We start from the raw sequence: 13,880 nt of genomic DNA, 5'->3' as shown, positions 1-13,880 counted from the left end.
GTTCGGAGTTTGTTATGGGGGGCTGATGAGATTCGGGGTGTTGGGCCCCCTGTCGGTGTGGACGCCGGACGGGCAGCCGGTCCAGGTGCCCGAGGCCAAGGTCCGCGCGTTGCTCGCCGATCTGCTGGCGCACCGGGGCCGGCCGGTCTCCACCGACCGGCTCATCGAGGACCTGTGGGGCGACCGCCCGCCCGCCGACGCGCCCGCCGCGCTCCGCGTCAAGGTCTCCCAACTGCGCCGTGCGCTCGGCGACCGCGCGCTGGTGGCCTTCCGGCCGCCGGGGTACCTGCTCGCGGTGGCCGCGGAGGAAGTGGACGCGGGCCTGTTCGAGTCCCTGCTCGCCCGTGCCGGGCGGAGTGACGACGCGCGGGTACGGCAGGCGCTGCTCACCGAGGCACTCGGCCTGTGGCGGGGGGCTCCGTACGCCGAGTTCGGCGACTTCGCCAGGGCGGCCGTCGACCGACTGGAGGAGCAACGGCTGGTGGCGCTGGAGGAGCTGGCCGAGACGCGCCTGGAGCTTGGGGACCACGGGGCGCTGGCGGCCGAACTGGCCGAGCTGGTGACCGCGCACCCGCTGCGGGAGCGGCTGCGGGCCGCACACCTGCGGGCGCTGTACAGGGCGGGGCGGCAGAGCGAGGCGCTGGCCGGTTATGCGCGGCTGCGCGAGCTGCTGGCGGAGGAGCTGGGCATCGACCCGGCGCCCGAGCTGACGGCACTGCACGCCGCGATCCTCCGCCAGGACCCGACCCTCGACCCACCCGCGCGGCCCGTGAACCCCACTCACGCCCATCCGCCCGCACCACCTGTGGACCCGCCACACCCCCATACGCCCGCACCACCAGTGGACCCGCCACACCCCCATACGCCCGCACCACCACCCCGCTCCGGCTCGCCCGCGTCCCTTGGCGGGCCGCAGGATGCCGGTAGGCCCGGAGCGCTCACCGGGCCGCAGGACTCCGGTCCGGCCGGAGCGCCCACCGGGCCGCCCGCGACGAATCTGCCCGCGCCCCTGACCGAGCTGATCGGCCGGGACGCGGAGGTGGCCGAGGTGCGGGCGCTGCTGCGGGCCGGGCGGCTCGTCACGCTGACCGGGCCGGGCGGGGTCGGTAAGACCCGGCTCGCCCTGGAGGCGGCGGCCGAGCCCGGCAGACCGTTTCCCGGCGGGGTTTGGCTGGTCGAGCTGGCCTCGGCCGCATCCTCCGCATCGCCGACATCGCCCACCTCACCCACCCAGGGCGTGGTGGCCGAGGTGGTGGCGACGGTGCTGGGGGTCAGGGATGATGCGCCCGGGTCCGTGGTCGACCGGCTCGCCGCCGCGCTGCGTACCAGCGCGACCCTGCTCGTCCTCGACAACTGCGAGCACGTGGTCGAACAGGTCGCCGAGCTGGCCGAGCGGCTGCTGCGGGCCGCGCCCGAGCTGCGCGTGCTGGCGACCAGCCAGGAGTCGCTGCGCGTCCCCGGCGAGGTCCTGTGGAGCGTGCCGCCACTCGGGCCGGAGGCCGCCGCGCGGCTGCTCGCCGCCAGGGCGGGCATCGGGCCGGACGACGACGGTATGGCGGAGATCTGCGCGCGGCTCGACGGGATCCCGCTGGCGCTGGAGCTGGCCGCCACCCGGCTGCGGGCGCTCACTCCGCGCCAGCTCACCGCCCGACTCGACGACCGGTTCCGGGTGCTCGCCACGGGGCAGCGGGGCGCTCCCGCTCGGCAGCGGACGCTGCGGGCGATGATCGACTGGAGCTGGGAGCTGCTGACCGACGCCGAGCGGGTCGTGCTGCGCCGCCTGGCCGTACACGCCGACGGCTGCACGCTCGAAGCCGCCGAGGCGATCTGCGCCGAACCGGGCCTGGACGTGCTCGACCTGCTGGCCAGGCTGGTGGACAGGTCGCTGGTCGTACGGACTTCCGGCGGCAGGTACCGGCTGCTGGAGTCGGTGGCCGCGTACTGCCTGGAACGGCTGTCCGAAGCGGGCGAGACGGAGGCGGTCCGGCTGCGGCACGCCCACCACCACGCCGACCTCGCCGAACGCGCCGAGCCGGGCCTGCGCGGACCCGAGCAGCGGCACTGGCTGGCGCTGCTCGACGCCGACGCGGCCAACCTGCGCGCCGCGATCGATACCTCGCTCCGGCGCGGCTCAACGGACATGGCGGTCCGGCTGGTGAACGCGCTGGCCTGGTACTGGGTGCTGCGCGGCAGGCTCGGCGAAGGGCAGCGAACCCTGGAGGCGGTGCTGGCCGTCGCCGACGACGGGCAGGCCCGTGTCTGGCTGGCCGGGCTGCGGATGCTGTCCGGGCAGGGGCGGCCCTCCGGCGTGGAGCGGTTGCCCGCCGGAATCGCGGATCCGGTGCGCCGGGCCAGGGGGCGGTGGTTCCTGGCCTTCACGCTGTACGGCTATGACGACCCGGTGGCCACCGACGCGTTGCTGGACGACGCGCTGGAGTCCTTCCTCGCCCTGGACGACCGATGGGGCACGGCGGCGGCGCTGAGCCTGCGGGCCAGGCGAGCGCTGCTGCACGGCGATCTGGCGGCGCTGCGGAAGGACGGGGAGCGAGGGCTGGAGCTGTTCCGGGAGGTGGGCGACCGGTGGGGTGAGCTGCGGGCCGCCGAGAACCTTGGCACGCTGGCCGAGATCACCGGCGACTACGTGCGGGCCGCCGACCTGCGGCGCGACGGGCTGCGCGGCGCCGAGGAGCTCGGGCTGCAGAGCGAGATGTCCGGCGCGCTGTCCAGGCTGGGCCGGGTGGCGCTGCTGACCGGGGACCTCGACGGGGCGCGGGAGCTGCACGAGCGGGCCCGGCGGCTGGCCGTCGCGCGATCGGATGTGCCGTTGGAGGAGTTCGCCGAGGTCGGGCTGGCGTTGGTCGCCCGGCGGCAGGGGCGGCTCGATGAGGCCGAACGGCTGCTGCGCCGCTGGTTGCGCTGGGTACGTGAGGTGGCCGGCGAGCCGGGAGCGGCGCTGATCCTGGCCGAGCTGGGGTTCGTCGCCGAGCAGCGCGGGGACGCGGTGGCCGCGCTGGAGTGGCAGCGGGAAGGGCTGGCGGTGGCGCGGCGGGTGGGCGATCCGCGCGCGATCGCGCTCGCCCTGGAGGGCCTGGCGGGCGCTCGCGCGCTCGGTGGCCATCACGAAGAGGCGGCCGAGCTGCTGGACACGGCCGGCACGCTCAGGGCGTCGGTGGGCGCCCCGCTGCCCGAGGCGGAACGCGGCGATGTCGACCGAATCGCGGCCTCGGTGCGGATGGCGCTTGACGGGTGGCGGGCCGGCGTGACCGACCGCGCCTGACACCAGCGACGGATCACCGTGCCGACCGCGCCCAACACTGGCGGCCGGTCACCGCGCCGCCCCCTCCTGGCGTCGGCGCCGGTCGGAGATACCACCCCCGCAGATCACCCAGAACCCATCCCAAAGCGGGCATTTGCTCCCGTCGCTGGCTCGCGATAAACCCAAGATTTCGCACTTTCGGTGATTGTCTGCGTGAATGCGGGCAGTGCCTGGGTTGTAGGTCTGACGTAGGGCAGGGTGGGAGCATGCCGATGAGGACAGAGCTCGACCGACTCGCGGGCGGAGCACACCACGATCCGCATTCCGTGCTGGGAGCACATCCCGTCGAGGGCGGTGTCACCTTCCGTACGCTGCGCCCGCTGGCCGAACGGGTCCGCGTGGTGCTGGACGACGGGACGGCCCACGATCTCAAGCACCAGGCCCACGGGGTCTTCGAGGCCACGGTCAAGGGGCTCGACAAGGTGCCCTCCTACTCCTTCAGCGTCCAGTACGCCGGCGCCGAGCCGTACCAGGCCCGTGATCCCTACCGCCACTGGCCCACGCTGGGCGAGGTGGACCTGCACCTCATCGGCGAGGGACGCCACGAGCGGCTGTGGGAGGTGCTCGGCGCGCGGGTGATGCGGCACGAGGACGTCGACGGCACCGCGTTCGCCGTCTGGGCGCCGAACGCGCGTGGCGTCCGGGTCGTCGGCGACTTCAACCACTGGGACGGCACCGCCTACCCGATGCGCTCGCTGGGCCGCTCGGGCGTGTGGGAGCTGTTCATCCCCGAACTCGGGCGGGGCGAGCGGTACAAGTTCCACATTCTGGGCGCCGACGGCGTGTGGCGGGACAAGGCCGACCCGATGGCCAGGCGGACCGAGGTGCCGCCGCAGACCGCCTCCGTGGTCGAGCAGTCCGCCTACACCTGGGAAGACGACTCCTGGATGGCCGAGCGCGCCGAGAAGAACGCGCAGCGGGGCCCGGCGAGCGTCTACGAGGTGCACCTGGGGTCGTGGCGGCCCGGTCTGTCCTATCTGGAGCTGGCCGAGCAGCTCGTCGACTACGTCCAGGACATGGGCTTCACGCATGTGGAGCTGCTGCCGGTGGCCGAGCACCCCTTCGGCGGGTCGTGGGGCTACCAGGTGACCTCCTACTACGCGCCGACGGCCCGGTTCGGGACGCCCGACGAGTTCAGGCACGTCGTGGACCGGATGCACCAGGCCGGGATCGGGGTGCTGCTCGACTGGGTGCCCGCGCACTTCCCGATGGACGACTGGGCGCTGGCGCGCTTCGACGGCACGCCGCTGTACGAGCACGCCGACCCCGCCCGTGGCGAGCACCCTGACTGGGGGACCTACGTCTTCGACTTCGGCCGCCGGGAGGTGCGCAACTTCCTGGTCGCCAACGCGCTCTACTGGATGAAGGAGTTCCACATCGACGGGCTCCGGGTCGACGCGGTCGCCTCGATGCTCTATCTCGACTACTCGCGGCGCGAGGGTGAGTGGACGCCGAACATCTACGGCGGCCGGGAGAACCTCGACGCGGTGGAGTTCCTCAAGGAGATGAACTCCGTCTGCTACCGGGAGGCCCCGGGCATCACGACCGTGGCGGAGGAATCGACGGCGTGGCCGGGTGTGTCGCGGCCGGTGCACCTGGGCGGGCTCGGGTTCGGCTTCAAGTGGAACATGGGCTGGATGCACGACACGCTCAGCTATCTACGACATGAGCCGATATTTCGGCAGTACCACCACCATCAGATGACTTTTTCGCTCATGTACGCCTACTCCGAGAACTTCGTGCTGCCGCTCTCCCACGACGAGGTCGTGCACGGGAAGGGCTCGTTGCTGGGGAAGATGCCGGGCGACGAATGGCAGCGGTTCGCCCAGCTCAGGGCCCTGCTGGCGTTCATGTGGGCGCATCCGGGCAAGCAGCTGCTGTTCATGGGCGGCGAGTTCGGCCAGGGCTCGGAGTGGTCGGAGGAGCGCGGGCTCGACTGGTGGGTGCTGGAGTTCGACGGGCACGCCGGCGTACAACGGCTGGTGCGCGACCTCAACCGGCTCTACCGCGAGACCCCGGCCCTGTGGGAGCAGGACGCGACGCCCGAGGGCTTCCGCTGGATCGACGCCGACGACGCCCGGGGTAACACCTTCTCGTTCGTCCGCTACGCGGCCGACGGGTCGGCGGTGGCGTGCGTGGCCAACTTCAGCGGCGGGCCGTACGAGAACTACCGGCTCGGCCTGCCGTACGGCGGGCAGTGGACGGAGATCGTCAACACCGACGCCTACGACTACTGGGGCAGCGGGGTCGGCAACATGGGCGAGGTCCAGGCCGTCGAGGAGCCCTGGCATGGCCTGCCGCACTCCGCCACGCTGCGGGTTCCGCCGCTGGGCGCCGTGTGGCTGCGTCACGACGCGCTGGGAAGTGAGTGAGAGTTCGCTGAGAGGGGCCCTCCACCCCTGTGCGCGCCGGATAAATCCCCTTAAACTCCGGGATCGTGCGACTTCGCTCCTTGATCGTGTGCGCGATCCTGCTGGCCTTAGTGCCGGCCACTCCGGCCTTCGCCGACGACCCCACGTCTACCCCGACACCCTCGCCGAGCGCGACCCAGGAGAAGCTCGAAGACGGCCTGGCGCTCACCGGCGGTACCGTACGCGCCATCGTCGAGCTGATCGACCCGGCGCAGAACGCGCCCGTGGCCAAGCAGGCGGCGGCCGACAGCGTGGACGTCGTGCTGCGGCCGGAGAGCCAGCCGTTCATGGTGGTCCAGGGCACCGCCGAGGAGCTGGCCGCGCTCGCCGCGGACTCGCGCGTCACCTCGATCCACCGCGATCGCGCCTATCCCCCGACGGCGGCGAACAACCTCACCCAGATCGGCGCCGACCAGGCGCACGCCCAGGGCTTCGTCGGCACCGGCCAGGCGGTGGCCGTGCTCGACACCGGCATCGACGAGGACCACCCGAACTTCGGCAACCGGATCGTGGACGAGGCGTGCTTCTCCGCGGTGGACGAGGGCGTGGAGTCACTGTGCCCGAACGGCCAGACCACGCAGACCGGCAAGGGCGCGGCCAACGCCATGACGGCCAGGTGCCTGGCCGACAACGGAGAGAACCTGTGTGACCACGGCTCCCACGTCGCGGGCATCGCGGCCGGCAACGGCGGCGTCGCGCCCGGCGCGGGGATCGTCGCGGTGCAGGTGTTCAGCCGGGTCAACGACGAGTCGGTATGCGGCGAGGCATCGTGCCTGCTGGCGTACGAGTCGTCGCTGCGGCTGGCCCTGGACTACGTGCTCGCCTCGACGCAGCCGATCGCCGCGGTGAACCTGAGCCTGGGCGGCATGCCGTCCGAGGGCTCCTGCGACGACAGCGAGGAGGGCACGGTCTTCAAGCCGAAGATCGACGCCCTGCTGGCCAAGGGCGTCGCGACCGTGGTCGCCGCCGGTAACGAGTACTTCGAGGGGACCTCGTTCCCCGCCTGCATCACCTCCACGGTGGCCGTGGGCGCCAACGACGACAGCGACGCGATCGCCGACTTCTCCAACCGGGGCGCCGGGGTGGACCTGTTCGCGCCGGGTGTGGACATCGACTCGTCGGTGCCCGACAACCAGAGCGCCGTCTACAGCGGCACCTCGATGGCGACTCCGCACGTGGCGGGCGCGCTGGCGCTGCTGAAGGCGCAGTCCCCGCAGTCCCCGATGACCGAGCTGATCGACAAGCTCAAGTCGACCGGCCGCCCGTACGTCTATCAGGTCACCGACGGCACCCAGGTCACCACGCCGCGCCTGGACGTGCTCGCCGCGCTGACCGGCAGCGCGCCGCAGCCGCCCATCACCCAGACCCCGGCGCCGGCCCCCGACGACCCCGACCCGTCCGACCCGGACCCCGAGCCCGACCCGTCGGACAGCAGCGGCCCCACGCCGACGCCCGAGCCGTCGGAGTCGAGCTCGACGCCGGTCCCGCTGCCGACTCTCACCGTGACCGTGACCGTGACGGTCACCCCCAAGGCCCCCGCCACGGTGTGTACGCGCGGTACGACCGGCACCCGCCTGACGGCCAAGAAATGGGCCGTGGAGCTGCACCGGAGCACCGGCAAGCTGCCCGACGCCACGCTCACCTGCTACCTGAGCCTGGTGCAGAAGGCCAGCACGGTCTTCCCCGAGCTGACCAAGGCGTCATCCCTGGGCACCGCGTACCGCGTACTGAAGGCGAAGAAGACCAACCTGGAGAAACTGGACGCCGCCCTGCTGACGGGCTGGCTGAACTGGGCCCACGGAACCAACGGGACAACAACCTTGAAGTCCGCCGAAAAGGTGCGACTCACCACTAAGGCCACAAGTGCCGCGCTGAAGAAGGCGGCGAAGAGCGTACTGCCGAAGTAGCGGCAAAGGTTTCTCTGGCATAGATGCGTCACTTGGGAAACAGCGACATCACCCTTCTCGCGGGTGGGGACTGTGCAGGCAATATGCCTTTCCCCACCACGGAGGAACCAGTGAAGCTACGACCGCTGCTGACCGGCATGGTCGCGCTCGCCACGGTCTCGGCCGCGCTCGTCGCGGCCCCGGCCGGCAGCGCGGACAGCCGCGCCGGCGGCCCGCTCATCAGCCCGGCGCTCATCGCTGAGATGCAGCGGACGCAGCGCGTCCGCTCGATCGTCGAGCTCCATCCGGGCCAGGACGGCGAAGCCGTCGCCAGGGACATCATGGCGGCCTCCTCGGCCGCGCGGATCGTCGAGACGGCGAAGTCGCCGAACTTCTTCGTGGCCGAACTCGACGACGCGTGCCTGGACGCGCTCAGGGACGACCTCCGCGTCAAGTCCGTCTATCAGGACGAGCTGAGCTCGGCCTTCATGGACGACAACTCCAAACTCCTGGACGTGAGCACCAAGGTGATCGGCTCCGATCGGGCCAACGCGGCGGGCTGGACCGGCAAGGGCGCCACGGTCGCCATCCTCGACACCGGCATCGACGAGGACCATCCGTTCTTCGCCGGCCGGATAACGGACGAAGCCTGCTTCTCCTCCGCGTACCCGAGCGTCGAGGCCGTCTCGCTCTGCCCGAACGGGCAGCCCAGCCAGACCGGCCTCGGCGCGGCGAACGCCAAGACCCCGCTGTGCATCGCGAACGGTGTCAACCAATGCCGCCACGGCTCGCACGTGGCGGGCATAGCGGCGGGCGCGATGGTGCGGGGCGCTCCGTCCAACGGCGTGGCCCCGGCCGCGGCCATCCTGCCCATCCAGGTCTTCACCCGCATCAACAGCGCCACGGCCTGCGGCGCGGCGGGAGCCCCGGCGACCCCGTGCTTCCTGAGCTACACCTCCGACCAGAAGCTCGCGCTGGAGTACGTCGCGAAGGCGGCGAAGGCCCGGCACATCGCCGCGGTGAACATGAGCCTCGGCGGCGGCCGCATGTGGACCGAGCCGTGCGACAACGACCCGCGGGCCGGCGCGCACAAGGCGCAGTTCGACGCCCTGCGGTCGCTCGGCGTGGCGCCCGTGGTCGCGGCGGGCAACTCCGGCAACGACGGCGTCGCCTCTCCGGCCTGCGTCTCCAGTGCCATCGCGGTGGGCGCCACGGACGACAGTGACCAGATCGCCTCGTTCTCCAACCGCGGCGCGATGCTGGACGTGTTCGCGCCCGGCGTCAAGATCAACTCGTCGGTGCCCGGTGGCACCTTCGCGGAGCTGAGCGGCACCTCGATGGCCGCGCCGCACGTGACCGGCGGGTTCGCGGTGATGAGGCAGGCCTTTCCCGGCCTGAGCGTCGCCCAGGTCATGGCGAAGCTGCAGAACACCGGCATGGACATCTCCTACAGCAGCGAGTTCACCGAGGTGAGCACCGAACGGATCAACCTCGCCAGGGCGATCCTGCCGAGCCAGTCCGCCCTCTAAACCCTCGCCCGGCCTGCCGTCCGGCCCCCGGCAGGAGCTTGGTCAACCCATGACCGACTCCTGCCGTTTAGGGTGGCTTTTATGGACGCAGGCAAGGCGATCTTGGATACCGTTGACAGGTTTCGCCAGCGGCGCACCGCTCCGCTGGTACTCGAGCTCGATCTGACCGAAGGGCTCACCGAAGGGCCACCGGCGGACCCGCTCTCCGCTGTGCTGTCCATGCGCAAGACGCGGCTGGCCGATGTGCTCTCGGGCCTCAAGCGGGCCAGGCAGGACTCCCGGGTCAAGGCACTGATCGTGAAGATGGGCGGCAACCCGCTCGGTCTGGCGATGGTGCAGGAGCTGCGCCAGGCGGTGACCCACTTCCGGGACTCGGGCAAGCTGACGGTCGCCTTCGCCGAGACGTTCGGCGAGTTCGGCAACGCCACCGTGCCCTACTACCTGGCCACCGCGTTCGAGCGGATCTACCTGCAGCCGAGCGGCGACGTGGGGCTGACGGGCGTGGCGCTGGAGCAGCGGTTCGTCAAGGGCACGCTGGCCAAGCTGGGCGTCGACTACGAGATCGGCCAGCGGCACGAGTACAAGACCGCGGCCAACATGTTCACCCAGGACCACATGACCGAGCCGCACCGCGAGTCGATGACCCGCATCGTCGAGTCGGTCATCGAGCAGGTCGGCGCGGGCATCGCCGAGGGCCGCCGGCTCGACCCGGCCAAGGTGCGCGAGCTGATCGACCAGGGGCCCTTCATCGGCGCCGAGGCGCTGGAGGCCGGCCTGGTCGACGGGCTGGCCTATCGCGACGAGGTCTACGACGAGGTCAAGCGGGCCGCGGGCGGTGAACCGCATCTGCAGTACGTCTCCCGCTACGCCAAGGCCGCGGCCGTACGCAAGCTGCCGCACCCGACGGCCGACGGCATCGCGCTCGTCCACGGCAACGGGCAGATCAGGTCCGGCCGCAGCGGACGCAGCCCGCTCGGCGGCGGCGGCGCGATGGGCTCCGACACGGTGAGCGCCGCGCTGCGGGCCGCCCGGCGCGACGAGCACGTCAAGGCGATCGTGTTCCGGGTGGACAGCCCCGGCGGCTCGTACGTCGCCTCGGACACGGTCTGGCGTGAGGTCGTGCTGGCCCGCAAGGTCAAGCCGGTGATCGTGTCGATGGGCGACGTGGCCGCCTCCGGCGGCTACTTCGTCTCGATGGCCGCCGACGTGATCGTCGCCCAGCCCGGCACGCTGACCGGCTCCATCGGCGTGTTCGCCGGCAAGCCGGTGATGCGGGAGCTGCTGGAGAAGGTCGGCGTCAACTCCGAGCTGGTGGCCGGGGGCGCCAACGCGGGCATGTTCTCCGCGACGCGCGCCTTCTCCCCCGAGCAGTGGGAGCGGGTCAACGCCTGGCTCGACCGTATCTACGATGACTTCGTGGGCAAGGTCGCCGAGGGTCGCGGCCTGACCCGGGAGCGCGCCCACGAGCTGGCCCGCGGCCGCGTCTGGACCGGCTCCGACGCCCGATCCTGTGGCCTGGTCGACGAGCTGGGCGGCCTCGAGGACGCGCTCGGCATGGCCAGGAAGCGCGCGGGCCTGGGCACGGAGGCGCCCGTGCGGGTCTATCCGCGGCTCAACCCGCTGGAGCGGCTGCTGGGGCCGGAGTCGAGCGAGGACAAGGCCGCCGCGCTGGCCCGGGTCCGCCTGGAAGCCTGGGGGCCGCTCGCCCGGCTCTCCGCCGAGCTGGGCCTCCCTGCCGCCGGACCGCTGACCCTCCCGAGCTGGTACGCGATCCGCTGAGACCGTCGTACGTGATGTGCGGTTGGCGCTTCCGTACGTAAGCGCCTTCCGTACGTAGGCGCCTTTCGTACGCCCAGCCGTCAGGAGCCGCCCATCGGGCGGTAGCGGGCGCGGAGCCGTACCAGCGGCTGGAGCGAGGGCGTGACATACGGCACCGCGAGCACACGCGCGATGAACAGCGTGTGATCCCCGGCGGGAACCACCTGGGTGGTCTCCGCCTCCAGGGCCGCGACGCCGCCCTCGACGACGAGCGCGTCCGAGTGGGTGCCACGGTGGTGCGCGATGCCCGCGACCAGGTGGCGGGCGCTGGGCCGCCCGGCAGTGGCGAAGCGGCTGGCGATCGCGGCCTGGCCGGCCGACAGGAGCGAGGCCGCCCAGCGGTCCTGGCGCAGCAGCACCTCGCAGAGGTAGCCGCCGCTGCCCAGGCTCACCAGGATCAGCGGCGGCTCCAGCGAGACCGACATCAGCGCGGAGACCGTGGTGCCCAGGTCGTCGCGGCCGTCGCGTACGGTCACCACCGCCACGCCCGCCGCGAGCTGCGCCATCGCCTCGGTGAACTCGCTCACGACGAGAGCCCCCGGAGTGCGGGGACCCTCGCCGGGCGGGTCAGCCGAGACCGTTGGAGGTCAGCCATTCCTTGGCCACCGTGGCGGGCTCGTCCTTGTTGACGGCGATCTTCTGCATCATGTCGAGCAGCGACTGCGTGGTGAGCTTGGCCGAGATCGCGTTGAGCGTGGTCTTGACCGTGTCGTTCACGGCCGCCTTGTTGACCAGCGGCGTCACGTTCTGGGCGGCGAAGAGGTTCTTCGTGTCCTGGAGCGAGACGAGGTTGTTGGCGGCGATCTTCGGGTCGGTGCTGAACACGTTGCCGACCTGGACCGTGCCGTCCTTGATGGCGTCGGCGGTCGTCGCGCCGGTGGCCTTCCAGTCCTTGAACTCGATCCCGTAGACCGACTTGAGCTCCGCCTCCCAGCGCTTCTTGAACTCGGCCGGAGCTCCGATGACCATGGTCTTGGACACCTTGGCCAGGTCGTCCATGGTGTTGAGCGACTGCTTGGCCTGCGTGTCCTTGCTGATCGTCAGGGTGTCCTTGTCCTCGGCGGGAGAGGAGTCGAGGACTTCGAGCTCGGGCGGCAGCTTCTCTTTCAGCCCGGCGTTGACCTCGTCGGTGGTCTTCGCCTTGGTCTCCTTGTCGACGAAGGCCAGCAAGTTGCCGTTGTACTCGGGCACGACGGTCAGCCCGCCGCTCTTGACCTGGTCGTAGATGACCTCGCGGGTGCCGATGTTGGGCTTCTCCTCCACCTGCACGCCCTTGGACTGGAGCGCCTGGGCGTAGATCGAGGCCAGCAGGGTGTTCTCATCGAAGTTGGCGGAGCCGATGATGACCTTGCCACCACCACTCGCGGAGGCCGAGCCGCTGGGCGCGGCGCTCGTGGTGTCGAGCGGGTTACCTCCACCACTGCCGCCACCCCCACAAGCGGCCAACGCGAGCGATGCCGTCAGCAGCACCGCCGCGGTGCCGAACATGCGTTTCATCGTTATTTCCTTCCTTAGCGGCAGGCATTGGAGAGATTAGCGGACCTTGACCCGCTGACTCACCCCTGGGGAGACCGTCACCCTCCGGACGAGGGTGAACAGCACCTGCACGACGAGCGCGAACAACACAATCAGTACTGAACCCCCGACGACACTGGCGTAATCCTGAGTCGAGAAGCCGTCGATGACGAATCGCCCCAGCCCGCCCAATCCGGTGTAGGCCGCGATCGTGGTGGTGGCGACCACCTGAATGGCCGACAGCCGGAGCCCCAGGAGGATCAGCGGCAGCGCCACGGGCACCAGCACCCGCCCGAGCACCTGCCCGCTCCGCAGGCCCATGCCATAGGCGGCGTCACGCAACTCCGGGTCCACGCCCCTGATGCCCTCGAAGGTGTTGACCAGGATCGGCGGTATGGCCAGGAGCACGAGCGGAATGATCACCGGCAGGATGGACGCGGTGCCCAGCAGCAGCACGAACAGCACCAGCAGCCCCAGCGTCGGCAGCGCCCTGGCCAGGTTGGCCGTGACCACCACGCCGATCCCGCCCTTGCCGGTGTGCCCGATGAGCAGGCCGAGCGGGATCGCGATCAGCACGGCCAGGGCCAGCGCCATGACCGAGAACTCCAGGTGTTCGAGCAGCCGCGCGGGGATGCCCGCCGGGCCCGACCAGTTGTCGGCCTTGCCGAAGAACTCCAGCAGCCAGTTCACGCGGACCTCCTAGCCCGGACCCAGGGCGTGAGCAGCCGCTGGGCGAGCACCAGGAGGCCGTCGGCGATGAGGGCCAGCAGCACGATCAGCACGATGCCGACCAGCGCGGGCGGCACGAACGGGTTCTGGTAGGCCCTGGTGAACAGCATGCCCAGACCGCCCTGCCCGATCAGCGCGCCGACGCTCACGAGGCTGATGCTGGAGACGGCGACCACCCGGAGTCCGGCGATCACGACGGGCGTGGCGATCGGCAGCTCCACCTGCACCAGGCGGCGCAGCGGCGTGAACCCCATCGCGACGGCCGACTGCCGCACGTGCTCGGGCACCGCGCCGAGCCCGTCGACGACCGACGGGATGAGCACGGCGCAGGCGTAGAAGGTCAGCGGCACGATCACGGTCGTCTTCGACAGGCCGGTGAACTGGATGAGCAGCATGAAGACCGGCAGCGACGGCAGCGCGTAGATGATGTTGAACACGCCCGTGGTCGGCTGGTACAGCCAGCGCCAGCGCACGCTGGCCAGCCCCAGCGGCAGCGCCACGATCAGCGCGACGACGATCGGCACCAGCGACATGATCAGGTGGTCGCCGAGCAGGTTCTTGATGCTGTCGACCCGTCCGGTGTCCCAGTTGCGCGCGATCCACTCCCATATGGAGGGAGGTCCATCGGCCATCGCCCATAGGGAGGGAGGTCCGTCAGCCATCGCCCACATGGAAG

9 protein-coding genes are annotated in these 13,880 nt (G+C 71.1%); 5 read left to right on the top strand and 4 right to left on the bottom strand.

Annotation, left to right across the window (positions count from 1 at the left end):
* Nucleotides 1–25 precede the first annotated feature (25 nt).
* The 5 genes from AB0J16_RS15665 (at nt 26) to sppA (ending at nt 10,921) form a co-directional block, all read left to right on the top strand.
* Complete coding sequence (locus AB0J16_RS15665; protein WP_358539202.1) at nt 26–3,277, top strand: BTAD domain-containing putative transcriptional regulator; 3,252 nt, start codon at nt 26–28, stop codon at nt 3,275–3,277.
* A 251-nt stretch (nt 3,278–3,528) separates the two neighbouring features.
* A complete protein-coding gene (gene glgB / locus AB0J16_RS15660; RefSeq protein ID WP_358540326.1) occupies nt 3,529–5,688 on the top strand; it encodes a 1,4-alpha-glucan branching protein GlgB in 2,160 nt (719 codons plus the stop codon).
* A 65-nt stretch (nt 5,689–5,753) separates the two neighbouring features.
* Nucleotides 5,754–7,634 (top strand): S8 family serine peptidase, encoded by a 1,881-nt coding sequence (locus AB0J16_RS15655; RefSeq protein WP_358539200.1) that lies wholly within the window; start codon nt 5,754–5,756, stop codon nt 7,632–7,634.
* A gap of 110 nt (nt 7,635–7,744) precedes the next feature.
* Nucleotides 7,745–9,142, top strand: a complete 1,398-nt coding sequence (locus tag AB0J16_RS15650) for a S8 family serine peptidase (protein WP_358539198.1) — start codon at nt 7,745–7,747, stop codon at nt 9,140–9,142.
* An 81-nt stretch (nt 9,143–9,223) separates the two neighbouring features.
* On the top strand, nt 9,224–10,921 hold the full coding sequence (gene sppA, locus AB0J16_RS15645) for a signal peptide peptidase SppA (protein ID WP_358539195.1): 1,698 nt from the start codon (nt 9,224–9,226) through the stop codon (nt 10,919–10,921).
* A gap of 80 nt (nt 10,922–11,001) precedes the next feature.
* On the opposite strand, the gene AB0J16_RS15640 is transcribed toward sppA, so the two are convergent.
* From AB0J16_RS15640 to AB0J16_RS15625, 4 genes are read right to left on the bottom strand one after another with little or no spacing between them, the layout of a single operon-like run.
* A complete protein-coding gene (locus AB0J16_RS15640) occupies nt 11,002–11,487 on the bottom strand; it encodes a flavin reductase family protein (RefSeq protein ID WP_358539192.1) in 486 nt (161 codons plus the stop codon).
* A 40-nt stretch (nt 11,488–11,527) separates the two neighbouring features.
* Complete coding sequence (locus AB0J16_RS15635) at nt 11,528–12,457, bottom strand: ABC transporter substrate-binding protein (protein WP_358539189.1); 930 nt, start codon at nt 12,455–12,457, stop codon at nt 11,528–11,530.
* Between the two features lie 36 nt (nt 12,458–12,493).
* On the bottom strand, nt 12,494–13,165 hold the full coding sequence (locus AB0J16_RS15630) for an ABC transporter permease subunit (protein ID WP_357949999.1): 672 nt from the start codon (nt 13,163–13,165) through the stop codon (nt 12,494–12,496).
* Complete coding sequence (locus AB0J16_RS15625) at nt 13,162–13,836, bottom strand: ABC transporter permease (protein WP_358539186.1); 675 nt, start codon at nt 13,834–13,836, stop codon at nt 13,162–13,164. Before AB0J16_RS15625 ends, AB0J16_RS15630 begins: the two co-directional genes overlap by 4 nt.
* Between the last annotated feature and the right edge of the window lie 44 nt (nt 13,837–13,880).

The sequence above is a fragment of the Nonomuraea sp. NPDC049750 genome (assembly GCF_040659625.1).
In the GTDB taxonomy this organism is placed as follows: domain Bacteria; phylum Actinomycetota; class Actinomycetes; order Streptosporangiales; family Streptosporangiaceae; genus Nonomuraea.
This window is presented reverse-complemented; position numbering and strand designations above follow the sequence as displayed.